The 24383-nt window shown below is 54.6% G+C and carries 22 protein-coding genes; 12 read left to right on the forward strand and 10 right to left on the reverse strand.

Translation table 11 applies throughout. The annotated features are described in order from the left end of the window. Positions 1 to 81: 81 nt before the first annotated feature. Both JQC75_RS12580 and JQC75_RS12585 read left to right on the forward strand, forming a co-directional pair. Positions 82 to 693 carry a peptidylprolyl isomerase gene (locus tag JQC75_RS12580; RefSeq protein WP_203324423.1) on the forward strand — a complete coding sequence of 204 codons (612 nt, stop codon included), beginning with the start codon at positions 82 to 84 and terminating at the stop codon, positions 691 to 693. A 244-nt stretch (positions 694 to 937) separates the two neighbouring features. After that, entirely contained in the window at positions 938 to 1381 is a 444-nt protein-coding gene (locus tag JQC75_RS12585; RefSeq protein WP_203324424.1) for a GNAT family N-acetyltransferase, read from the forward strand. 90 nt (positions 1382 to 1471) lie between these two features. Here the strand turns inward: JQC75_RS12585 and rlmM are convergent, their stop codons facing one another. The 4 genes from rlmM to JQC75_RS12605 all read right to left on the reverse strand — a co-directional run bounded on the left by rlmM (position 1472) and on the right by JQC75_RS12605 (position 4605). Then, a complete protein-coding gene (rlmM, locus tag JQC75_RS12590; protein ID WP_203324425.1) occupies positions 1472 to 2557 on the reverse strand; it encodes a 23S rRNA (cytidine(2498)-2'-O)-methyltransferase RlmM in 1086 nt (361 codons plus the stop codon). Positions 2558 to 2650: 93 nt separating this feature from the next. Further along, positions 2651 to 3037, reverse strand: coding sequence for a DUF423 domain-containing protein (locus JQC75_RS12595; protein WP_203324426.1), 387 nt, complete (start codon positions 3035 to 3037; stop codon positions 2651 to 2653). Next, entirely contained in the window at positions 3030 to 3713 is a 684-nt protein-coding gene (locus JQC75_RS12600) for an alpha/beta family hydrolase (RefSeq protein ID WP_239002007.1), read from the reverse strand. The genes JQC75_RS12595 and JQC75_RS12600 overlap by 8 nt, the downstream gene beginning before the upstream one ends. Next, positions 3694 to 4605 carry a transcriptional regulator GcvA gene (locus JQC75_RS12605; RefSeq protein WP_203324428.1) on the reverse strand — a complete coding sequence of 304 codons (912 nt, stop codon included), beginning with the start codon at positions 4603 to 4605 and terminating at the stop codon, positions 3694 to 3696. The genes JQC75_RS12600 and JQC75_RS12605 overlap by 20 nt, the downstream gene beginning before the upstream one ends. A gap of 213 nt (positions 4606 to 4818) precedes the next feature. Here JQC75_RS12605 and JQC75_RS12610 point away from each other — a divergent pair, with 213 nt between their 5' ends. Next, positions 4819 to 5082: a hypothetical protein gene (locus tag JQC75_RS12610; protein WP_203324429.1), complete on the forward strand. Its 264-nt coding sequence runs from the start codon at positions 4819 to 4821 to the stop codon at positions 5080 to 5082. A 204-nt stretch (positions 5083 to 5286) separates the two neighbouring features. Here JQC75_RS12610 and thiI read toward each other — a convergent pair whose 3' ends face one another. From thiI to pomA, 3 genes are all read right to left on the reverse strand, one after another. Continuing rightward, complete coding sequence (gene thiI / locus JQC75_RS12615) at positions 5287 to 6741, reverse strand: tRNA uracil 4-sulfurtransferase ThiI (RefSeq protein ID WP_203324430.1); 1455 nt, start codon at positions 6739 to 6741, stop codon at positions 5287 to 5289. Positions 6742 to 6982: 241 nt separating this feature from the next. Then, complete coding sequence (locus JQC75_RS12620; protein WP_203324431.1) at positions 6983 to 7921, reverse strand: flagellar motor protein MotB; 939 nt, start codon at positions 7919 to 7921, stop codon at positions 6983 to 6985. 4 nt (positions 7922 to 7925) lie between these two features. Beyond that, the gene (pomA, locus tag JQC75_RS12625; protein ID WP_203324432.1) at positions 7926 to 8693 is read right to left on the reverse strand and encodes a flagellar motor protein PomA; all 768 of its coding nucleotides are present in this window, start codon (positions 8691 to 8693) and stop codon (positions 7926 to 7928) included. Between the two features lie 299 nt (positions 8694 to 8992). On the opposite strand from pomA, the gene xseB reads away from it, so the two are divergent. From xseB to dxs, 3 genes are read left to right on the forward strand one after another with little or no spacing between them, the layout of a single operon-like run. Continuing rightward, the gene (xseB, locus tag JQC75_RS12630; RefSeq protein WP_203324433.1) at positions 8993 to 9232 is read left to right on the forward strand and encodes an exodeoxyribonuclease VII small subunit; all 240 of its coding nucleotides are present in this window, start codon (positions 8993 to 8995) and stop codon (positions 9230 to 9232) included. Then, positions 9232 to 10113, forward strand: a complete 882-nt coding sequence (gene ispA, locus JQC75_RS12635) for a (2E,6E)-farnesyl diphosphate synthase (RefSeq protein WP_203324434.1) — start codon at positions 9232 to 9234, stop codon at positions 10111 to 10113. Before xseB ends, ispA begins: the two co-directional genes overlap by 1 nt. Positions 10114 to 10132: 19 nt before the next feature. Beyond that, positions 10133 to 12001, forward strand: a complete 1869-nt coding sequence (gene dxs / locus JQC75_RS12640) for a 1-deoxy-D-xylulose-5-phosphate synthase (protein WP_203324435.1) — start codon at positions 10133 to 10135, stop codon at positions 11999 to 12001. Between the two features lie 62 nt (positions 12002 to 12063). Here the strand turns inward: dxs and grpE are convergent, their stop codons facing one another. Next, positions 12064 to 12666, reverse strand: a complete 603-nt coding sequence (gene grpE / locus JQC75_RS12645) for a nucleotide exchange factor GrpE (protein ID WP_203324436.1) — start codon at positions 12664 to 12666, stop codon at positions 12064 to 12066. Between the two features lie 100 nt (positions 12667 to 12766). Between grpE and nadK the strand changes: the two genes are divergently transcribed. The 6 genes from nadK (at position 12767) to JQC75_RS12675 (ending at position 21715) form a co-directional block, all read left to right on the forward strand. Then, positions 12767 to 13645: an NAD(+) kinase gene (gene nadK, locus JQC75_RS12650; protein WP_203324437.1), complete on the forward strand. Its 879-nt coding sequence runs from the start codon at positions 12767 to 12769 to the stop codon at positions 13643 to 13645. 573 nt (positions 13646 to 14218) lie between these two features. Then, positions 14219 to 15862 carry an L-lactate permease gene (locus tag JQC75_RS12655; protein WP_203324438.1) on the forward strand — a complete coding sequence of 548 codons (1644 nt, stop codon included), beginning with the start codon at positions 14219 to 14221 and terminating at the stop codon, positions 15860 to 15862. An 88-nt stretch (positions 15863 to 15950) separates the two neighbouring features. Beyond that, positions 15951 to 18758: an FAD-binding and (Fe-S)-binding domain-containing protein gene (locus JQC75_RS12660; protein ID WP_203324439.1), complete on the forward strand. Its 2808-nt coding sequence runs from the start codon at positions 15951 to 15953 to the stop codon at positions 18756 to 18758. A 228-nt stretch (positions 18759 to 18986) separates the two neighbouring features. Further along, positions 18987 to 19730: a (Fe-S)-binding protein gene (locus JQC75_RS12665; protein ID WP_203324440.1), complete on the forward strand. Its 744-nt coding sequence runs from the start codon at positions 18987 to 18989 to the stop codon at positions 19728 to 19730. A gap of 13 nt (positions 19731 to 19743) precedes the next feature. Then, a complete protein-coding gene (locus JQC75_RS12670) occupies positions 19744 to 21144 on the forward strand; it encodes a lactate utilization protein B (protein ID WP_203324441.1) in 1401 nt (466 codons plus the stop codon). Between the two features lies 1 nt (position 21145). Then, complete coding sequence (locus JQC75_RS12675; RefSeq protein ID WP_203324442.1) at positions 21146 to 21715, forward strand: LutC/YkgG family protein; 570 nt, start codon at positions 21146 to 21148, stop codon at positions 21713 to 21715. Positions 21716 to 21770: 55 nt separating this feature from the next. Here JQC75_RS12675 and JQC75_RS12680 read toward each other — a convergent pair whose 3' ends face one another. Next, positions 21771 to 22856 carry a TonB family protein gene (locus JQC75_RS12680; RefSeq protein WP_203324443.1) on the reverse strand — a complete coding sequence of 362 codons (1086 nt, stop codon included), beginning with the start codon at positions 22854 to 22856 and terminating at the stop codon, positions 21771 to 21773. Between the two features lie 136 nt (positions 22857 to 22992). Then, positions 22993 to 24324: an MATE family efflux transporter gene (locus JQC75_RS12685; protein ID WP_203324444.1), complete on the reverse strand. Its 1332-nt coding sequence runs from the start codon at positions 24322 to 24324 to the stop codon at positions 22993 to 22995. Between the last annotated feature and the right edge of the window lie 59 nt (positions 24325 to 24383).

Genomic DNA, 24383 nt, shown 5'->3' on the forward strand with positions numbered 1-24383 from the left:
CTGGTCACAATGCCAGCCTGCCATGTGCCCGGCAGAAATCGAAAAAGCAGTCGCACCATGAGGTGCAGAAAGGGATATAAGATGAAAAAAATCATAGGATTGTTAATCGGCATGAACCTGGTTGCCTGTGGCGGAGGCAGTGATGACCCGGCTACGGAAATCCCGGAAACACCAGTCGTCTTTAAGGCCGATGCCTGTTACCTGATGAGCACCAACCTTGGCGACATTGAGATTGCCATCGATATGACCAATACCCCAATCACGGGCAATAATTTCAAACAGTACGTCGACAAAGGCTTTTACGATGGCACCCTGTTCCACCGCGCGGTGAACAACTTTGTTATTCAGGGCGGCGGATACACCAGCGGTCTGGAACCCAAAACCACTGATGCTGCGATTAAAAACGAAGCCAGCGTTGGTTTCAGCAATGACCGCGGCACCCTTGCCATGGCACGTACAGCCGCGCCGGATACGGCTACTTCACAGTTTTTCATCAACGTGCTGGATAACCCCCAGCTGGATTACTCCGCCAGCAGCTATGGCTATGCGGTATTTGGCAAGGTACTTTCCGGAATGGAAGTGGTCGACCAAATCAGTATCGCCCCAGTCCACAACGTAAACGGCTTTACCGATGTGCCTGTGGATGACGTCGTCATTGAGTCAGTGACCGAAATGAGTTGCCCCGCCAGCTGATAAGGTCAGTAGGCAGCAAAGTACGAGCCACCTTCTGGGTGGCTTTTTTATTAAACCTTAAGCACACTCAACCTGAGTTTAAGGAACCTGAGTTTAAGGAACCTGAATAATTCAAGAAACCGGAGTTTAGGGCGAGCATCCTCGTTAAGCATCCTTACCCGATATGAAAAGGCACTGCTGCACCTTGAGTAAAGTCACCCGACAGAGCACACAGGGGAATCTGATATTCACAAAGGACAACGCCTTGATTAAGTTGGCCAAATCGAATGTCACCGAGGTAGACGTATTCGTCACAATGGAAAGCGCCCGGGAGACGGCAATCTGCGTGCTCCCCTGCTCCCGCAAACAGCACCTGGCCGAAATGGCGAAAGAAGACGTTTGCTATCTGACTATCTATCACCAAGAGCAGATTGTCGGCTTTGTTATCCTGGCCATCGAGGGCTCCAGTGTGAAATTCAGGAGAATTGTGGTGCATCCCAAGGGGCTGGGTACAGGACAGCAAGCCATGCAGGCAATAGAGGGTGACTGCTTACGGCATCTTGGCGCTGACAGGATATGGCTGGACGAATTGACTGAAAACAAACGTGGCATACACATCTGCAGAAAACAGGGTTACCGGCAATGTTATGTTCTTGAGCACACAGAGCCTTGCTGCTGTTTGAAAAGAAGCTATAACCGGTGTCTGTAGTTAGCCGAGTTTCAAAACAGCAGATCCCCTGATTAATAAAGGCGCCACTGGGCGCCTTTTTCTATTCATAAGCAAACGGTGAACTGAAAATCAGATCCAGGGCGAGCTGGGTCTCAGCCACAGATGCACTGTCACTTCGTCACGATCGTGGTAGAGGTGCTTACAGGCCAGATGAAACTCGTTGATGCCATTTTCTTTAAGGATGGCATGCATATTGGCGAGGATCTGCGATACCTCTTTGTAGCGACTCTTCATTGGCAGCTTGAGGTTAAAAATCGCCTCTTTAAACCAGCCCTGAATCGCCCAGTATTCCATCAACTCAGCCACACGGGCGGGCTTTTCCACCATGTCACATACCAGCCAATAGATATTGCGGCGGGCCGGCTCAAATTTAAAACCGTCGGCGCGGTGATGAGTTACCTGCCCTGTTTCCATCAGGTCATGGTTCATGGGGCCATTATCAATGGCCTGCACCATCATGCCACGGCGCACTAACTGATAAGTCCAGCCTCCGGGGCAAGCCCCCAAATCCACGGCATTGAGTCCGCTGCGAAGCCGGGTTTCGTGCTCTTCGCGGGGAATAAAGTGGATAAAAGCCTCATCCAGTTTAAGGGTTGAACGACTCGGAGCGTCGGCTGGGAATTTGAGCCGCGGGATCCCCATAAAGTGGGGTGAGCTGTTGTTTGACAACGAATAACCGGTAAAGGCTTTATTGGGCGCCACAAAACACACGTGCACTATGGGACGACGGCTGCTTTCTTTTTCCAGCAACACGCCGCGCTTCTTCAGCGCCTGACGCAAAGGCACGGTAAATTTACGGCAAAAGGCTGATAACTCTTTGGCTTCGTTGGTGTCAGGGGTTTCTACCCGCAGCTCACCTGCGCGCTCAACTTCAGCCAGGCTCTCTGCAATGGGGGTAACCCTGTCTTCCGGAGAAAAGTCGTCGAGCAGTTCGCCACAGGCGAACATCTGGCGGGCAAAAATCAGCGAGTCCAGGGACAGTTCTTTGGCAAGACGGTCGCCATCATCAGGGCTGAAACCCTGAAATACCACATAGGCATCGTCGCGGTTGGCTTTGACGAAACCGCCAATGCCAAGCTCGGCGGCTCGCTGCTGAATTTCAGCCGCACAGTCTTTTTCATAACCGGCACGGCAATATAAGAACAGGTTTTTCATTGCGATTCTTCGTTGGCGCTAACATAAAGCGGCCAAAATGGCCGCAACATCAGAAATTGGCGCCGAGTATACCACAGCGCAGCCACCTATTGGCTATTTGCCGTCTTCGACCCGACTGCGCCATACCGCAGCCCCCAGCAGCAGCCATCCCAGCAACAAACAGGTACCGCCCAAAGGAGTAACAGGCCCCCACCATTTGGCCCCCGTCATCACCAATGCGTACAAAGAGCCAGAGAAAAGCGCCATGCCCGCGATAAAAAACCCGACCGCCCAGCTCAATAAGCGAGAGGCGATAAAGGGCCAGGCGAGCGCGACCGCAAACAAGGCGAAGGTGTGGTAAAACTGGTATTCCACCGCCAACTCAAACACCGAGACCATCTCGGCACTCACCAAATTCTTGAGGCCATGGGCACCAAATGCGCCGAGGGCGACGGCGAGAAAACCGGTCACAGATGCGAATAAAAACAGACCTCTATTCATTTATTTCTCCCATAAATTCAAGGCTGGCTGAGGCAGCTGCCGTCAGATTATCCGCTTCGGTAAGCCCTGACGACTTGCGCGGTGTCAGGCTGTGATCGCCATCGGCAATCCAGCAGAATTTCACGGCTGACGGCACATCCCAGGCCGCGACCTGTGTTTTGGTACCAAAGCTGTCGCGCTCCCCCTGCACTATCAAAAGTGGCAGTTGGCAATTCGCCAAGGGCTCAAGCCGCACCGCTTTCCCTTTAGGCGGTAAAAAGGGATATCCCATACAGATGATGCCCGCAATCTGCTCAGTATCAAACTCGGCGCCAAGGATAGCAGCCATGCGTCCGCCCATGGATTTACCCATCAGAAAGAGTCGCTTTGGTCGGTAGGTCGCCTGCGCTATGGCAATGGCCTTACGAAAACACTCGAGCAGCGCAGGGGCGCGGTTGGGAGGACGGCGCTTACCGTCCAGCTTGCGCTGCTCCATATAGGGAAAGTTAAAACGCACCACAGCCACACCCTCACCTGCAAGCCGTGAAGCCATAGCCGCCATAAAGTCAGAGTCCATATCGGCACCGGCGCCGTGGGCAAAGAGCACCATCACATCCCCGGGCACACCATCGAGTTTAAGCCAGGATGGCAGCTCGGTGTTTGTCTGGTTAAGGGCCTCAGGCGGGCAAGAGTTCACTGCGGGACTCCTCGGCAAACATATCCAACATCCATTCGCGGAAGGCGACGATTTTGCCAAGCTCGGCATGATTTTGCTGGCACACCAGATAGTAGGCATCTTTACTCACCAACACCTCCTGGAAAGGCACCACCAAACGACCGGCCTTGATATCGGGGCGGGCGAGCACACTGTACCCCAGTGCCACACCCTGACCGTGGGCGGCGGCCTGCAATACCAGCGATGAGTGACTGAAAATGGGTCCCTGGTTCACGTTTACATCGGTGACGCCACACTGGCGAAACCAGGCCTGCCAATCGTGACGGCTCATGTCGTGCAGCAGGGTGTGATGCTTAAGATCGGCCGGTTTTTCAAGGGGCTTGGGGCCGCTCAGCAACATGGGTGAACACACGGGGATAAGCACTTCGTTACGCAGTTTGTCGGCCCTGAGCCCCGGCCAACTGCCCTGCCCATAGTAAATAGCCACATCCACGTCATCAGTGAGAGAGCCTTCTTCGCTGTCCACTGCCTTGATGCGCACATCGATGTCCGGGTTCTTCTCGCTGAATTTGGCGAGCCTTGGCACCAACCACTGAATGGCAAAACTGGGCGACATGCTCACAGTCAGCGAGCCAATGGCACTGCGGGCCAGCAAACGGTCGGTGGCGTCGGACAGTTGGGTAAAGATATCCTTGATGTCGAGAAAGTAGCTCTGCCCTTCTTCGGTGAGCAGCAAAGAACGGTTCTTTCGCCGAAATAATTTTAATCCCAGAAAGTCTTCCAGCGCCTTAATTTGATGGCTCACTGCAGCCTGGGTAACAAAGAGTTCTTCGGCTGCGCGGGTAAAACTCAGGTGCCGTGCTGCGGCCTCGAAGGCCTTGACGGCATTCAGTGGAGGAAGTCGTCTTGACATGGTGATCCCACTCTCATTTTTTAATTAGTTTTTCTAATCCACATTGTTACATTTTATCGTTTGTTAATGAAAGGCTTTTTGCGTAAATTTTGCGCCAACAAACGAGATGGTCGGGCGGCTTTAAATCGGAGTAAGCATGCCTGACGAGTGACCCCTGACACGCTGACAATAAGCGAAGGGGTGACCCAACTGATACGCCCGGAGGCGCTTACCATGATGAACCTGAAATCCGCTTTTGCCCTTGTGCTGTTTGCTGCTTTTTGTGCGACCGCCAGTGCCAACCAAGACACCACAACACTGAGCGCTGATGCCATAGTATTTGATACTGACGCCCTGCATGAGTCCATCACCACAGAGCTGACCCTGAGCATGGCCAAAATCCAGGACGAGCTGCGCGCCGACAATCAGGGCGCTACTCTGCTGCTGGCCAATCAGGAAGAAGCCAAAAGCACTGCCACTGCTGCCAAGGCCGAGTAACAAATCGCATTAGCTGCCGGTTAAAACCTGCCGGCTGGTAAATAGAAAAAGCCGCAATTATGCGGCTTTTTTGTTGTCTGCATCTGCCTTAATGCTGTTCAGGCAAGTCGCGCTCAAACAATCATATTAAGGCAGGGCGGCACGCTCTTGGAGACACTTGTGCAGTGCCTTCTGAGTCATGCCGCCTTGTATCTCATTGCGTGCTCAGGGACGATACACCTTCACGTTGCTGTAACCCTGCTCCTGCAGATACAGGGCTTGCAGCTTGCTCATTACGCCACGCTCGCAGTAAAGCAGGTAGGTCTTATCTTTATCAAGCTCGGCAAAGGCGGTAGCCAGCTTGAAGAAGGGGATCACCTTCACTTCAACGCCGTCCACTTCCAATGGTCTGGACTCTTCTTCTTCCGGCGCGCGGATGTCGACGATAACTTCATTTCCGGCCGCGCTGGAGACGGTTTCAGTTTCGGTCACGCGCTCACTGGTAGTCACGGCAATATCACGGATATCGATAACTTCGGCTTTGGCCAGCACCCGGTCGAGCAAGTCTTCGGAGAACTTCTGCTCTTCGGCTTCCACCTTGGACAGCACAGCCTTCACCGTGGGGCGCTGGGAAATCACACCACAATACTCGGGCATGGAGGCCGCAAAATCTTCGGTACCGATACGGCGGGCTTCGCGAATAATGTCCGGTTTATCCATGCTGATGAGCGGACGCAGGATCAAGAGATCGGTGCAGCGGTCAATGACATTCAGGTTGGTCAGGGTCTGGCTCGACACCTGACCCAGGCTCTCACCGGTGACCAGAGCCTGAATGCCCATGCGATCGGCCACGCGGGTGGCTGCGCGCATCATCATGCGCTTAAGCACCACACCCATCTGACCGTTTTCAATGCGCTCGAGGATTTCTGTTACCACTTCTTCGAAGGGCACAGACACAAACTTCACCTTGTGCGACTCGCCGTAGGTCTTCCACAGGTGGTAGGCCACTTGTTTCACGCCGATTTCGTGCTGGGCGCCCCCCAGGTTGAAGAAGCAATAATGGGTACGGGAACCCTTTTTAATAAACTGGAAGCTGGCCACGCCCGAGTCGAAACCGCCGGAAATCAAAGACAGCACGTCTTCCTGAGCAGCAATGGGGAAGCCACCCAAACCCTCAATACGCTGGCTGACCATATAAAGCTTGTCGCGATCGATTTCGAGCTGGATGGTCACATCCGGGTTCTTCAGCTGCACGCCCTTGGCTTCGGTAAACTGGTTCAAACCGCCGCCAACATAGCGCTCAACCTCGATGGAGTTGAAGTCATGCTGACCGGCACGCTTTACCCGCACACAAAAGGTTTTGTCTTTGAGCATATCGCGGTACACAGGCAGCGCGTGCTGATAGATATCGTCCACAGTTTCAAAGTCGTACTCGGCCACCTGCAGCACATGATGAATACCCGGGATATGGGCCAGACGCTCGGCAAAAAGCGCTGTGAGTTCAGGCTTGTCTTTGGGCACCTTGACCATGATCTTGTCCCATTGGCGCTGTACCTTGGCATCCTCATCGATTTTTTTCAGCACGTTACGGATGTTGGACTCGAGCATCTTGGTAAAACGCATTCTTACCGGTTTGCTCTTAATCATGATTTCGGGATACAGCTTAACGATAAACTTCATGGGACTTCCAAAAAACAGGCTTGCGCCGAGGGTTAAAGTTCGAACTAAAAGATAATCGCGGGAGTATATCAAAAAGCAGCCCAGAGGGGCAGTGGCAGCTGCTACTGTCACCTGAGTTGCCCGCCTGGATAGAGTGACTATGGCGCCCGGCATCAACGGCCGCCATCAAAAAGGCACCTCAAGGCAAGACAGAGGCACAAATAAAAAGCCCGGCGCAGTGGCCGGGCCTTAAAGGCGAACGTTAATTACCGCTATCGGTGCCAACCTGTATCTCATCGGATTCTTTGGGCTTGCCTTGCTCGATGGCAATCTCAACCCGGCGGTTTCTGGCGCGATTTTCGGCGGACTCATTGGGCACCAAGGGATTATTGGAACCCATGCCCACTACCTTCATCCGGGATGGGTCAAAGCCTTTTACCTTTACCAACTCGTGGGCAACCGACACAGCGCGCTTACTGGAGAGATCCCAGTTTGAGCTGTACAGCTCGTTGCTGATTTGCATGTCATCGGTGTAACCGGATACGGTAATGATGCCGGGGACATCCTTTAACAGCTCACCCACGGCCTGGATGACGGGTCTGAATCTGGGTTGCAGGAATCCCGAGCCAGAACCAAATGCGCCTTTCTCGCGGATACGAATAATGATTTGCTGACCCAGGGATTCAATTTCAATGGCGCCATCAACAATTTCCTCGTTGAGCTGCTCAGCCATTTTCTTCACCTGCTGATTGATAAGCTCCTGGGATGAAGAGGAATCACTCTGGGTATTTTCAGCAGTTTCCTGTGCGGTGGACGCGGCTTCACCACCACGTTGGGAGCCCTGTTGCTGCTGCACGCCGCCAGCACTCTCACTCTCCCCTTCCTGGAAATCGAGGATGGGTTCGGTCATCTCATTGGTTTGCTGGTTGATGATTTCAATGGGGGTGGGCTCGGGTTTGCCCGGGCGAAATTCCAGGGCAATCACCGAGGTACCCTTGGGAATATCTTTTACCTCAACCTTATTCTGCACCCCGAATGCATACTTCATGGAACCGGCTATCTGCTTGAATTTCATGACGTCCATTTCGGAAAACGCCAGCAGCAGCACGAAGAAACACATCAAGAGTGACATCAGGTCGGCAAAGGTGGCAAGCCACAGGGGCGCGCCCGGTGGGGGGCAATTGCACTTGGCCTTTGCCATGGTGCTATTCCCCGTCCGTGGTATCTATCTTGCGGACCTTTTCCGCCAGATAGTTTTTCAGGAAGCCTTCAATCACCCTTGGGTTTTGACCATCCTGAATCGCCAGTACCGCGTCCATGATAAGGTTGCGGTTAAGCATTTCTTCACTCATACGTAGCGACAGCTTGTCGGCAACCGGAATGGCCACCATGTTGGCCAACATGGCACCATAAAGTGTGGTCAACAGGGCCACCGCCATGGCGGGACCAATGGACTTGGGGTCATCCATGTTGGAGAGCATGGCCACAAGACCAATCAACGTACCTATCATCCCCATCGCCGGGGCGACATCACCAAAGGCCCTGAAGATACCTATGCCGGTTCTGTGTCGCTCTTCGGTGAGGGCAATGTCTTTTTCCAACGCTTCGCGCACCACGTCGCCATCGTGACCATCCACCAGCATGTCGACAGCTTTTTGCATAAAACTGTTGGAAATTTGTGCCTCTTCCAGTGCCAGAAAGCCCCCTTTACGGGCCGCATCGGCCATGGCAACGGACTGCTCAATCAACTCTTCCGGCTTGTCGATTTTGAACATGAATGCCTTGGCGGCTATTTTTACTGCCCCGAAAAATTGCTTGAGGTTGAATTTCATCATCACCACAAACAGGGAACCACCAAATACGATAAATACGGAAGGAACATCCACAAAGATGGCCAGACCGCCGCCGGTCACCATCGCCATCAGCACAAAGGCAAAAGCGCCCAACAGACCAATGAGGGTTGCTAAATCCACAGATGCTCCTTAATTACGCAGTCATGAGAACCGAAGGCAAAGGAAACCAACGGCAAGCCAAAAATCCAGGGTCACTCTCAGGTATTATTCCCAAAACGTATAACGAAGTAGGAACGTTCAAGACCCTGTCGCTATTCTCAGTTATCGGACAGCGCTTCGGCAAGTTTAGCGCCAATTTATTTTTTCTAACAAAAATTCAGCAACAAAGCGTGCTCCACGGCAAATATTCCCCCGCATAATTTGACCCTGTCAGCCTCCTGAGATACCTTGTGCACGCCGACACAGCAGGAAAAAATACCGTGGCCAAAAAACCGGAAAATTTGAGTTTTGAAGCGTCTTTGGCAGAGCTGGAACGCATAGTCACTGAATTGGAACAGGGCGACGTCTCATTGGACGATGCGTTGAAACAATTCGAGCGGGGTATTGGACTGGTAAGAGCCAGTCAGGCCAAACTGGAGCAGGCCCAACAAAAAGTGGCCATCTTGCTGACCCAGGCCCCGGATGCCCCACTCGACGACTTTTTACCCGAGGGAGAATAATGCTCAAACTTGCCCTCGCCGACTGCCAGTCCCGGGTCGACGCTGTCCTTGCCGCACATATAGATGCACTGCCTCAAACCGCCCCTGCCTTGAAGGCCGCCATGCGCCATGGAGCCCTTATCGGTGGCAAGCGCATTCGCCCCTTCCTTGTTTACGCCGTGGGTGAATTACTCGGGGTGGATAAAGCCAAGCTGGACCGACTCGCCGCCGCCGTTGAATGTGTTCACGCCTATTCCCTTATCCATGATGATTTGCCCGCCATGGATGACGACAACCTGCGCCGTGGCAAGCCTACGGTGCACATTGCCTTCGATGAAGCCACGGCAATCCTTGCTGGTGACGCGCTGCAAACCCTGGCCTTTGAAATCATCAGTGAAGCCGACGCAGGGCTTGCCCCTAAAGCACAGGTCGCCATGATTGCGGCCCTGGCAAAGGCGTCAGGATATCTGGGTATGTGTGGCGGGCAGGCACTGGATCTTGCCGGTGAAGGCAAGAGCATCAGTCTCGAAGAGCTGACCCGGCTGCACAACCTGAAAACCGGTGCCCTTATTCGGGCCGCCGTGGAGCTGGCGCTGATTGCCGCCGATGCCTCCGACGCCGACACCGCCGCGCTTCGTGCCTATGCCGATGCCATTGGCCTGGCGTTTCAGGTTCAGGACGACATTCTGGATATCACGGCCACCACTGAAGAAATCGGTAAGCCCCAGGGATCTGATCTGGATGCCAACAAGAGCACGTATCCTAAGTTGCTGGGCCTCGATGGCGCCCGGCAAACTGCCGATGCACTGGTAGCCGACGCACTATCAGCGCTGGCTAAAATGCCATACAATAGTCAGCTACTTGCAGACTTTGCCCGTTATATCGTCGCGCGACGAGTATAAGAAAGAAAAGAATCTCGCTATGAGTTTGGACATTTCGAATTATCCATTGCTTGCCCTGGCGAGCACCCCGGAAGAGCTGCGACAGCTGCCTCAGTCGGCATTGAAACAGCTTTCAGATGAACTCAGGCAGTTTTTGCTGACCTCTGTGGGCATCTCCAGTGGTCATTTCGCCTCTGGCCTCGGCACGGTCGAACTGACCGTTGCGCTGCATTATGTGTACAACACTCCCTTCGACCGACTGATTTGGGACGTGGGCCATCAGGCCTATCCCCATAAAATACTCACAGGTCGCCGTGACAAGATGCACACCATTCGCCAGAAGAATGGCCTTCACCCCTTCCCATGGCGTGAAGAGAGTCCGTACGACACCTTCAGTGTAGGCCACTCCAGCACCTCTATTTCTGCTGCGCTTGGCATGGCGGTCACCGCCGAGAAAGAAGCCATGGGCCGCAAAGTGGTTGCCGTAATTGGTGACGGCGCCATTACCGGTGGCATGGCCTTCGAGGCCTTGAACCACGCAGGCGACCTGCACAAAGACATGCTAGTGGTGCTCAATGACAATGAGATGTCTATCTCTGAAAATGTCGGCGCACTCAATAACCATCTGGCCAAACTCATGTCCGGGCGCCTCTACACCACCATTCGCGAAGGTGGCAAGAAGGTACTCAAGGGCATGCCTGTCATTAAGGAAATGGCCAAGCGTACCGAAGAGCACCTCAAGGGTATGGTAGTACCTGGTACCCTGTTCGAAGAGCTTGGCTTTAACTACATCGGCCCTATCGACGGCCATGATGTTAATGGACTGGTGGAAACCCTGAGTAACATGCGTGACCTCAAAGGCCCGCAGTTCCTGCATATCATGACCAAAAAGGGTAAAGGGTATGAACCCGCCGAGAAAGACCCAATCGGCTGGCACGCAGTGCCCAAGTTCGACCCCACCCAATTCCGTAAGCCGGCGACCAAGCCGGGTTTACCCACCTTCTCCCAGGTGTTCGGCAAGTGGCTGTGCGACATCGCCGCCAAGGACGAGAAAGTACTCGCCATTACCCCGGCCATGCGTGAAGGCTCTGGCATGGTGGAATTTTCACAGCGCTTCCCACAGCAGTATTTCGATGCGGCCATCGCCGAGCAGCATGCCGTAACATTGGGCGCCGGTTTTGCCTGTGAAGGCTACAAAGCCGTGGTGGCCATCTACTCCAGCTTCCTGCAGCGCGGTTACGACCAGCTCATCCACGATGTGGCCTTGCAACGCCTGCCGGTGCTCTTTGCCATCGACCGCGGTGGCATTGTCGGTGCCGATGGTGCCACCCATCAGGGTGCATTCGACTTAAGCTACATGCGCTGCATTCCCAATATGGTGATCATGGCGCCAAGCGATGAAAACGAATGCCGCCAGATGTTCTACACAGGCTACTGCTATAGCGAAGGCCCAAGTGCCGTGCGTTACCCAAGGGGCAGCGCCACAGGTGCCGAGCAGATTGAAGAGATGACTGCCCTGCCCATCGGCAAAGGGGTAGTGCGTCGTCAGGGCGAGAAGATAGCCATCCTGAACTTTGGCACCACCCTGGCCGCCGCTTTGACAGCAGCCGAGTCTCTCAATGCCACAGTGGCCGACATGCGCTTTGTAAAGCCACTGGATGAAGCCTTGCTACTTGAGCTTGCCGCCAGCCACGATGTGCTGGTGACCGTGGAAGAAAACGCCATCATGGGCGGCGCGGGCTCAGGTGTGCTTGAGTTCCTTGCAAGCAAGAACCGCCTGAAGCCCCTGCTGCAAATCGGTATACCCGATGAATTTATCAAGCACGGTGGCCCGGAGGAGATCCTGAGCGAGCTGGGCCTGGACGCTGACGGTATCGAGGGGCAAATTCGCGCCTTTATCGAAAGCTGATCTCAAGTAACGACCATAAAAAAGGACTGCCTGGGCAGTCCTTTTTGTTTTCTGACAGTTAATCAGGCCTGAGTGTCTACACCGCCGCCCTGGGATACCATCACCATGGCAGGACGCAGCAAACGGCCATTGAGCTCATAGCCCTTTTGCAGAACTACCATCACATGGTTGGCTGGCACTTCAGGGTTTGGCTGCATGCCAATGGCCTGGTGCTGCTCAGGGTTGAAAGGCTGGCCGATGGGGTCCACCACCTTCACACCGAATTTTTCCACGGCATTGACCAGGGTCTTCATGGTCAGGGACACACCTTCGTACATGGCCTTGGTTGCCTCGTCTTCGGCGTTGGTGCCCGCCAGAGCGCGCTCCATGTTATCCATAACCGGCAACAGCTCGTTGGCAAATTTTTCGAGGGCAAACTTGTTGGCCTTTTCCACATCCATGGCGGCGCGGCGACGGATGTTATCCACTTCGGCGGCGGCACGGACAACAGAGTCCTTTTGCTCTTCCACCTTGGCTTCGGCAGCGGCCAGAGCCTGCTCCAACTCCTCGATACGGAAGTTTGCCTGGGTCAGCTCATCTACCAGCGCCGCCTCATCAGCGACGACTTCGGTGTCCTGTACCTGTTCCAGGGGCTCTTGTTGGGGGTTGGTCGATTCGTTGCTCATCTCTACTCCAAGCTAAAAATGCTTTGTTTCTGCATACACAGGGCATATTATGGGGATCAATTCTGGCGTTTCAAGGCCTTGAAGGCGCAGTTTCCCCGATATGACATCCCATTTCCACACGATTGGCCTGATTGGCAAACCCCACCACAACGGGACCAACCTGACGCTTAAGCGTTTACATCACTGGCTTGGCAGCCAGGGCTATGAAGTACTTGTGGAAGAGCGGGTCGCCGGCGAGCTGGGCGCCAAGGTAGAAGCGGTCGATTTGTTGGCCATCGGCAATCGCTGTGATTTAGCCATTGTAGTAGGTGGTGATGGCAATATGCTGGGCGCCGCCCGGGTGCTGGCCCGCTTCGATGTGGGCGTGATTGGAGTTAACCGCGGCAACCTCGGATTTTTAACCGACCTGCCCCCCGACGGCTTTGAAGAAAGCCTTGCGGCCGTGCTTGACGGCGAGTTCATCACTGAGCACAGATTTCTGCTGGAAGCCGAAGTGCACCGCCATGGCAGCATCAAGGCCAGCAACACCGCCGTAAACGAGGCCGTATTGCACCCCGGTAAAATAGCCCACATGATTGAGTACGAAGTCTATATCGATAATCAGTTTATGTACTCGCAGCGTGCCGACGGCATGATAGTCTCTACCCCCACAGGCTCAACGGCCTACTCGCTGTCAGCGGGCGGCGCCATTTTGACGCCCAACCTTCAGGCGCTGATCCTGGTGCCCATGTTTCCTCACACCCTCTCCTGCCGCCCGATAGTGGTGGATGCCAACTCCACCATCAAACTGGTGGTCTCACCGGAAAACGGTGAAAACCTCGAAGTAAGCTGCGATGGCCACGTGACCCTGGCGGTACTGCCCGGTGATGAAATTTTTATTCGCCAAAGCAGCGAACGCCTGCGCCTCATCCACCCGAAAAACTACAATTACTTCCACGTATTGCGAAACAAACTGGGTTGGGGCAGCAAACTTTTCTGATTAGCCCCTGAAATAAAACCAGTCGCAGTTTCAAAACAGAAAATTAATAAGAATTTGGCCAGTATTGCCCAGCCCCATGGCTGTGGCGCTGCTCAGCCACACGCCTATTTCTGCACAATAAAATAACAAGCTATATCAGTTGATTAACGGTCGCTGTTGTTTTTTGATTAATTGATCTTACCAAATTTTGTGACCCAAAACTCATTAGCAATGTCTGATTTATGACAAGTTAAACAACAAGACTGAAATAATGGGATCAGTTTTTTACGTTTATACCATCATAACCGGCTTTTTTGCTCATAAATAGATAGCTTCCGAGTTTCTTATTACCGAAAGCGATAAAGGATGCCAAGACAAAGCCAACAAAGATCACATTCCAGCCGAAAGACGACTGGAGCGAACTCCCAATGCCTGATATTGCTCAGGGGTTTGCTGTTACCAATGATCTGTATCAAGTTTTTAATTGGCCAAACAACGTTTATTTAGCCTTACAAATCGCCGCATAAAACAATAATCAGGGCGATGGGCCGGCAGCGATGTCGGCAACAACACGCAACCAAAGAAGAGGCAACCATGACATTCGTTCAACTTCTCGCCAGCCTGTCACCTGTGATCAGCGTCATGCTGTTCCTGGTATTGCTCCGGCTCCCAGCATCCAAGGCCATGCCCATTTCGGCGGTGGTCACGGCGCTCGCCGCCATTCTTGTCTGGCAAATGGATACCCAAATGCTGGCCGCATCCGTGGTGGAGGGCCTGCTGTCTGCCCTGACGCCACTGTCCATCATCTTCGGGGCTGTGTTCTTGCTGAACACCCTCAAGTATTCCGGCGCCATGGATACCATTCGCGCCGGTTTTACCAATATCAGCGCCGATGCGCGGGTGCAGGTCATTATCATCTGCTGGCTGTTCGGTTCCTTTATTGAAGGCTCGGCAGGGTTTGGTACCCCTGCCGCCATCGGTGCGCCTCTGTTGGTGCTGCTGGGAATTCCACCCGTAGCCGCGGCCGTGGTGGCACTGATTGCCGACTCCGCCAGTGTGTCTTTCGGTGCCATCGGCCTTCCCGTGCTCTTTGGGATGGAGCAAGGCCTGATTGAAGGTGGTACCAGCATGGCGGCAGCCCAGATTGCCGAACATGGTGGCCACTTCAGCGACTATGCCCGCTACATCGCCATGCACATGATAACCATCGACCTTGTGACTGGCACGCTTATCCCCCTGGTGATGGTCACTGTGCTCACCGGCTTCTTCGGCCGTAACAAGTCCTTTGCCGAAGGCTTCGCCATCTGGAAATTTGCCATCTTTGCCGGCCTCGCCTTTACTGTGCCTGCATGGGTAATCAACTTTGTTGCCGGCCCGGAGTTCCCGTCAGTGATTGGTGCGCTCATCGGTATGGCGATGGTCATTCCTGTTGCCCGCAAAGGCTGGCTGCTGCCCAAAACCTCATGGCACGATTTTGAAGAAACCGCCGAGAACGGCAACGATGCGCCCCATACAGAGGTGCGTTTCAGCCAGCTGGCAGCCTGGACGCCCTACCTGGTGATGGCCGCCCTTCTGGTTGCCAGCCGCACCATAGCGCCCCTCAAAGTCTGGCTTGGCAGCTTTAACATCAGCTGGACTCACTTGTTGGGCACAGATCTGAAAGCCAGCTTTGCTACCCTCTATGCACCGGGCGCCTTCTTTGTGCTGGTGTGTCTGCTGGGATTTGTGCTGTTCAAAATGCGTTCCGATGCCATGCGTACTTCTGTGACAGTGTCACTCAAGTCCATGATCCCAACAGTGATTTCCCTTGGTGCCTCTGTGCCCATGGTGAAAATCTTCCTGAACTCAGGCGCCAATGAGGCAGGACTCGCCTCCATGCCTGTGGCACTGGCCGATATGCTCGCCGGCTCCATGGGCGCCGTATGGAACTGGATGGCGCCAGTGGTCGGGATCTTCGGTGCTTTCCTGTCCGGTAGCGCCACCTTCTCCAACATGATGTTCTCTGGCCTGCAGTACAGCGTGGCCGACAACATTGGCGCCAACCATGCACTGACCCTGGCGCTGCAAGGCATTGGGGCCAACGCCGGTAACATGATGTGCGTCATGAACGTGGTCGCCGCCGCCACTGTGGTGGGTATGGCCGGACGTGAGTCAGAAATCATCCGCAAGACCATGCCGGTTGCGCTGGGATATGCCCTGCTTGCCGGCACCATTGCAACCCTTTGGGGGGGATTCTAATCCCACTCAAACTATAATGGGCCTGCCCACTTTGGCAGGCCCAAAGGATTGACGACTCCAACGGAGTCACCTGTGTAGAGAGCAAATTATGTCTGTCGATTACACCGCGATTATCGAGGCGCTCAAAAGCCGTTTGGGCACCCAAGCAGTCAGTGACGATCCTGTCAGGCGCTTCGCCTGGTCAACGGACGCCAGCTATTTTCGTATCGTTCCCGAAGTGGTCGTGCATGCCGACTCCCTCGATGAGGTGCAGCAAACCCTGGCCATTGCCAGAGAGCATGGCGCCCCTGTAACCTTCCGCGCCGCCGGCACCAGTCTGTCGGGTCAGGCCATTGGTCCGGGCATCTTGTTGATGCTCGGCCATGATGGCTTTCGCAAGCTGGAAGTCAGCAGCGATGGCACCAAGGTAAGCCTTGGCGCTGCCGTGATTGGCGCCGATGCCAACGCAGCGCTCAAGGCCCTGGACAAGAAAATCGGGCCGGACCCTGCAACCCTGGCGTCGGCCATGATAGGCGGCATTGTCAATAACAACGCCTCCGGCATGTGCTGCGGCACCGCGCAAAACAGCTATCAGACCATAGACTCACTGCGCATGGTGCTGGCAGACGGCACAGTGCTGGACACGGGCTCTGAAGCCTCCAGGCAGGCCTTTGAGCAAAGCCATGGCGCCCTGCTGAGCGACCTGAGTAACCTGGCCGCCATGGTCAAAGCCAACCACAGTCTGGCAGCGCGGATCCGTAAAAAGTACGCCATCAAAAACACCACAGGCTACAGCCTCAATGCCCTGGTGGATTTCAGCTGCCCCTTCGACATCATCAATCACCTGATGGTCGGTAGCGAAGGCACCCTGGGCTTTGTCGAGCAGGTCACCTATCACACTGTGGATGAGGCACGCTTTAAGGCATCGGCCATGGCGGTGTTTTACTCCATGGAAGATGCGGCCAGTGCCATTCCCTTCCTGATTGGTAAGAGTGTGGCGGCAGCCGAGCTGCTGGATTGGGCATCCATTCGCGCCGTAACCGGTAAAAAAGGCATGCCGGACTGGCTCTCAAGCCTGCCGGAAGGCGCGGCCATCTTGCTGATTGAATCCCGCGCTTCAGATGCCGATACCCTTAAGGCCTATACCGAAGACGTCATTGGCAAGATTGCCCATATCCGTACCGAGCGCCCCATAGTGTTCAGTACCGATCCGGCCGTGTACAGCAAGTACTGGGCGATGCGCTCCGGGCTTTTTCCCATCATCGGTGGCGAGCGTCCCAAGGGCAGCTCCGTCATCATTGAAGATGTGGCCTTTGAGGTACAGCATCTGGCCGCCGCCGCCAAGGATCTCACTGCGCTGTTCCACGAGCACGGATATCCCGAAGGCGTGATTTACGGCCATGCATTGGCGGGCAACTTCCACTTTATTATTACCCCCACCTTTGCCAGCCAGGGCGACATCGACCGCTTCCACGGCTTTATGCAGGCGGTGGCAGAGATGGTGATCCACAAGTACGACGGCTCCATGAAGGCCGAGCATGGTACAGGCCGCGCCGTCGCCCCCTTTGTGGAAATGGAATGGGGCAGCGAAGCCTACACCCTGATGAAACGGATTAAGGCGCTGTTCGACCCAAGTGGCCTGTTAAACCCCGGCGTGATCCTTAATGACGATGCCACTGTCCATGTGAAAAACATCAAGCCCTGCCCCGTGGTAGACGACCTGGTGGACAAGTGTATTGAGTGCGGATTCTGTGAAAAGACCTGCCCGACCTCGGCACTGAACCTGACCCCGAGGCAGCGTATCGCTACCCTGCGGGAAATCAGCCGCCTCGAGTCCAGTGGCGATGAGGAAGCCGCCAGCCGCATGCGGGATGCCGCCAAGTACGACGTGGTGGACACCTGCGCCGCCTGTCAGCTGTGTACCATCGCCTGCCCGGTGGATAACAGCATGGGCCAGCTGGTCCGTAAACTCAGAACCCCTTACATCAGCACCACAGAGCAAAAGGTGTTGGATTTCCAGGCCAAGCATTTTGGCGCGGTAAATCAGGTGATAAGCACAGGCTTTGATACCCTGGGCGTTATTCACAAACTCACCGGCGACAAGGTCACCTCCGCGCTGATGAAGGTGGGCCGCATGGTGTCCAAGGAAGTGCCTTATTGGGATCCCAGTTTCCCCAAAGGTGGGGCCTTGCCCAAACTGCCACCCCACAAGGTTGGCCAGGAAACCCTGGTGTACTTCCCTGCCTGTGGAGGACGCACCTTTGGTCCCACTCCCCTGGACAAGGACAAGCGTCCACTGCCGGAGGTCGTGGTGCAGGTGCTCGAGCGTGCCGGCTACAACGTGGTGATCCCCGAACATACCCGCAGCCTCTGCTGTGGCCAGATGTGGGAATCCAAGGGGGATTTCAAAAATGCCGATGGCAAGCGTCTGGAGTTGATTGAGGCCCTCAAGGCCAAGTCGGAAAACGGCAAGCTCAAGGTGGTGGTGGATGCCCTGTCCTGCACCAAGCGTACCCTGGGCGGCGATCCCGACATTGAAATCCTCGACCTGGTGGAGTTTCTGCACGATGAGGTCCTGTCACGGCTGAGTATTCGCCAAAAGCCGCTGGTCACCTTGCACCTGGGTTGCAGTGCCCGCCATCTCAAGGTGGAAGCCAAGATGCAGGCCATTGCCGATACCTGCGCCAAAGAAGTACACAAACCCGCCGGTATCGAGTGTTGCGGCTATGCCGGTGAAAAGGGCCTGTATAAGCCCGAGATCAATGCGTCAGCCCTGAGAAACATCAAAAAGCTGCTGCCCGCCGCTGCCACCGAGGGCTACTATGCCAACCGTATGTGCGAGGTGGGTCTGTCGAAACACAGTGGTATTTCTTACCGTCATCTGGTGTATCTGCTGGAAGAATGCAGCCGCGGATAAACAGCGGTAAACCGACACATCTCCAATACAAAAAGCCGTCAGAAATGACGGCTTTTTATTTAAATAACATGATGTTGCAATATTTGCATTTTTGCAAAAAAGCATCATGGCATTTACTGAATTACCACTATTTTATTAGGGGTTTAAGGCCTATAGTGAAATGCCATAACAGGTATGCCTTCTGGGCATACTATTCTTTGCATGTCGGCACACATGGGACAATCAACGATGAAAATAGCCCTCTTCACGCCTTGCCTGGTGAACCAGATGATGCCCGAGGTGGCCATTGCCACGCTCTCGCTGCTGGAAAAACTCGGCCATCAGGTCATCTTCCCCCAGGGTCAAACCTGCTGCGGCCAGCCTATGACCAACTCTGGTTGCTTTAACGAAGCCAGGAACACCACCCTGAAACTACTCAATGCCTTCAAGGGCGTCGAGTGTGATGCCATTGTCTGCCCGGCCGCCTCCTGCCTGGTGGCGGCCAAGGAAAACTTTCACGAGTTTGACAAGAGCCCCGAGGCCCAGGCCGTTATCGACAAGCTTTATGAACTGACCGAGTTTTTACATGACGTGGCCCCTGTGACGCAATTTAACCGTCCTGTTCCCAAAAAGCTCAGCCTGCAGCTGTCCTGCCACGGGATCCGCATGTTGGATCTGGCGGCGCCAAGTGAATACATGGGTCCCCGCTACAACAAGATGGAAGCCCTGCTGTCACGCATTGACGGCGTGGAGATTTGCTACCCGGAACGCCTGGATGAGTGCTGCGGTTTTGGCGGTACTTTCAGTGTCGATGAAGGCGCTGTGTCGGCCAAGATGGGCAAAGACAAGGCCCAGGCCCACGCCAACACCGGAGCCGACTATGTGGTGGGTTTTGACCCCAGCTGCCTGATGCACCTGGACGGTACCATTCGCCGCAGACAATTGCCCATCGAGACCCGCCATCTGGCGCAAATTCTCAACGACGCTCTGTAACAGGGGAAACCGCATGCAAAAAGTCATTCAGACCCATGCCAAAGCCGCCGACATTTTTTGCCGCGACGAAAGCCGTGTAGATTGGCACTCCAAGGCCCTGTGGGTACTCAGAGAAAAACGCGACAGAGCCGCCTCCAGCCTGCCGGACTGGGAAACCTTACGAGCCCTCGGATCTCAAATAAAACTCCATACCTTAAGAGAACTGCCAAGCTACCTGGAAGCCTTCGAAGCCAAGTGCCTCTCCCAGGGCGTTCAGGTGCACTGGGCCAAAGACGGCGCCGAGCACAATCGTATAGTGCACGACATTCTCTCCCGCCATGGGGTGAAAAAGCTGGTGAAGTCCAAATCCATGCTCACCGAAGAGTGTCACCTCAACCCATTCCTCGAGGGAAAGGGCATAGAGGTGATAGATACGGACCTGGGTGAGCGAATTATTCAGCTCAATCATCAGCCGCCTTCCCACATAGTGGTGCCCGCCATCCACATGAAAAAAGAGGAAGTGGGCGAACTCTTCCACGAAAAGCTCGGTACACCAAAGGGTGAAAGCGACCCGACCCGACTGACCCGTGCCGCCCGTGCACACCTGCGTGAGCAATTCCTCAGCGCCGATGCCGCCATGACAGGGGTTAACATGGCCGTCGCCAGTGAAGGAGCCGTGATAGTTTGTACCAATGAAGGTAACGCCGACATGGGTGCCAACCTGCCCAAGTTGCAGCTGCACTCCATGGGTATAGATAAAATCGTGCCGGATCTCGACAGCGCCGCCGTGCTCCTGCGAATGTTGGCCCGCAACGCCACCGGTCAGCCCATCACCACCTACTCCAGCCTGTACCGCACCCCAAAACCCGGTGGCGAAATGCACGTCATCATAGTGGACAATGGCCGAACCGCCATGATGCGCGACAAGCTGCTGGGAGAAGCCCTCAAATGTATCCGCTGTGGTGGTTGCCTCAATACCTGTCCCGTTTACCGTCGCAGTGGCGGCTACAGCTATGGCCATACCATTCCGGGCCCCATCGGCATTGCCGTGGGCGCCGACGAAGATAGCACCCATTCCAGCCCCTGGGCCTGTACCCTGTGTGGCTCCTGCAGCTTTGTCTGCCCCACCAAGGTGCCGCTGGATAAAATCATCTTCCACCGCCGCAGACTCTACGCCGAGCGCAAGAGTTTGCCCTATGGCAAGTCCGGTTATATGCCACTGGTGGGCCGCTTTATGGCGAGTCCTCTGCTGCTGGATACCGGCATGGCAGCGGCCCGTGTTGCACTGAAAATTCTGCCACACAGCCTGCTCAAACCCATGAGCGGGGCCTGGGGTAAATACCGCGAACTGCCTGCAGCGCCCGGCTCCAGTTTTGAAGGCTGGGTGAAAAAGAACAGACCCGAGCTGTTGGTGAAATCCAAGGGGGAGAAATAAGATGTCCAAACAAGCGATTCTCGAAGCCCTGAAATCCTCCGCCATGGACCCTGTGGCCATGCCAACCATAGACATAGCGCCGGTAACGACTGACCTGAAAGCCTATCTGGCCCAGAGCCTGGCCACCGTTGCCGGACGTTTGGAAGAAGGTGGTATTGACGCGTTGAACGCCCGGGTTGAAGAGCTGATGGCAGGCGGCAACAAGGTGCTATCGAACCTGAAAGAAGTACCGGGTAATCATAAGGGCGCCGACGACCCACACGACCTCGCCGATGTCGACTTTGCCGTGATAAAAGGTGAGTTCGCCGTGGCCGAAAACGGCGCCGTCTGGGTAGCAGAAACGGCGCTGAATCAACGTATCGCTCCCTTCATCTGCGAAAACCTGCTGCTGGTCGTGGAAAAAGATGCCATAGTCGCCAACATGCATGAGGCCATGACCCGCCTTGGCAAATTGGATGCGTCCCTGGGGTTTGGGGTATTTATTGCCGGCCCCTCCAAAACCGCCGACATTGAGCAGGCTTTGGTAGTGGGTGCCCATGGCGCATGCAGCCTGAGCCTGTATCTGGTGTAGCGCTCATCGCTGCTGAAAGCAAAAACGCCGCATTTGTGCGGCGTTTTTATTGATGCTATCGCTCTACCCGAAAGTCCAGCCTGACTGAGCTTTCGGCTTTCACCGGCTTGCCATCTTCAAATTTGGGGGCATAACGCCAGGCGCTGAGAGCCTCCATTGAGGCCCTTTCAAAACCCTTGCCACCTTCAGAGTTCAGCACTTTGGGGTCGCGAACCATACCCATTTCATCTACGGTAAAGCTGATTTCAGCCCAGCCACTCTTGCCTCGTCTGACAAGCTCCATCGGATACTCAGGATTCTTACGGAACAGCGGCGTCTGCTCTTGATTATCATCCCAGGGCTTCATGCTGCCAATGGCAACGCAGTGCTCAGTGGAAAGATCAGATTTCCCCATGCGCTCATACAGCTCAACAAGACGACTGTGGGCGCCCAGGGCATAGGGATGGCTATAGTCGAGTATTTTATACTGCTCAATCACTTCGAGAAACAGTGGCTCAGCTTTTTGGTATTTACCATTGCCCATATGAGCACCGGCCAGTCTATACGTCGCTTCAAGGCGCACGGCACTGTTGGCGGGGTGGTTTTCAGCAAAATATTCATGTGCATCTCGGATATAGCCATAAACAGCTGACGTGTAATACTCAGTTCTCGACAGCCGCTTGTAAGCGTTCATGCGGGTATGGGCCAACAAATCCACCTTGCCGGACGCTTTGGCAAGCTTTAACGCACGCTGATAGGCGTTCTTCGCGGTTTTACTGTCTTCGGTCACATCACCAAGCACGATAAGAGGCTCAATCAGATCTGCGGCATTCTCGCCGAATCGTGCTTCATAGCTCGCCAGGCTGAGTGTCGCAATCTCAGTGGCACGCTGACGATTGAGCTCAAAATCACCCGATTTGTCGCTTCTGAGGGCCTTGGCCAGATTGAGGCCCAGATTGGCGTAATCCACACTGTCTTTGCCAAATTTCGCCTCACCCAACACATAGGCCTTCTCGGCAAAACTGCGCGCATCAATGTTGTTGCCACTTTCCCAAGCCTGTTGGTAACTGCGGTAAACATCAGAAAACTCGTCGGCCGAGACCAGAGGAGATACTGTACTGAGGGCGAGCAGGAGCGGTGCAATTTTCCCTATTGTTTTCATCGTTATAATTTCCTTTTATCGGTTTCACCACGAACAATATTGGAAACTACCACAATCTCCACCAGCAACCAACCAACAACCAGCAATCAACAACCAACCAGCAATCAACAACCAGCAACCAGCAACCACCAGCGTTTCACACTGACTGACGGTCTATTTTGACCAGGCTGTATACCATCCACAAGGTGAGAACGCTGCTGACACAGGCCAGCGACACCCAGACGCCGGGGACACCAAACAGCCAAGCAAAACTGTAAATCACCGCCGCTATCAGCAGTAATTTAGTGCCGGTCAGAATGGAGGCTTCTCTTGGCCTGTTGATGGCCTGGAAAAAGCTCGCGCCCACCAGAATCAGGCCCTCAAAGGGCAGCCCCCAGAAATAGAGTCGCATCCCCTCAATGGCCACTGGGCTTAACGCCGGGTTGTCTCCGGCAAAAATGTACACGGCCCACTCAGGTTTGCAGTAGATAAACAACAGTCCAAGCCCTGCTGTCATCAGGGTCACCATCATTGCCAGATTGCGGGTCTTGCGAACCCTGTCCATACGTCCGGCACCGGCGTTAAAACTGAGTACCGGCTGAGAGCCAAGGGCAATACCTTCAAAAATCAAATAGAAAAATGCCTCTGTGTAACTCACCACCCCGTAAGCGGCCACGTGCAGCGGCGTCCCCACCCACAAAAGTGCAGTATTGTGCAGCGTGAGCACGATAGACAGATACAGGTTCATCAGCAGGCTTGGCAGCCCCACCCGGGCAATATTCAGGCAGTTGTCCAACTTAAGCCGCATCTGTAGCAAGTCGATTCGCAGCGCTGTCTTGCCCCTGAAGAAATGCTGCAGACAAAGAAGACCAGTCACGGCCTGAGACAGCATGGTGGCGATGGACGCCCCCGCCAGGCCAAAGTCCCACACCACAATAAAGAGGTAATCCAGCAGTGTATTTATCACACCTCCGGCTATCAGCACCCAGGTGACAAAGGCAGGCTTGCCGTCGTTTCGCAAAAGCGTGGAAAACGCCATTGAGATCAGCGGGAAAATACACAGGGCAAAGTACCAGAACAGGTAGTCATGGGCACTTTCCAGCACCTCCCCTTCGGCGCCGAGCCAGATAAGGATATGCCTGGCACTGACTGAGCCCACCAGGGTAAAAAACAGCGCCGACAAGAGCACAAGACAGAACGCATTACCGAGGAGTTCCCGGGCCTTGGCCGTTTTGCCTTCACCCAGCTTGATGGACACCAGCGCCCCTGCTCCCATGCCAATCAGGGCGCCAACGGCATACAGCAGGGCGCCAACCGGATAAGCCAGCATAATGCCCGCCAGTCCGGTTTCACCGAGAAAGTGCCCGACAAACATGCCATCGATGGTGACATAAATGCCGGTGACCAGCATGGAGGCAATGGTGGGCAAGGTGTAGCGCCAAAAGAGCCTTGAGACCGGCGCCTCCAGCATAGCTTGGGTATGGTTCATGTTTTATATTCTGAACTTTTGATTGTTATTTTTAACAAAAGAAGGCTGATTGTAGCCAG

Origin of the sequence: Shewanella litorisediminis, from assembly GCF_016834455.1 — a bacterium.
Classification (GTDB): domain Bacteria; phylum Pseudomonadota; class Gammaproteobacteria; order Enterobacterales; family Shewanellaceae; genus Shewanella; species Shewanella litorisediminis.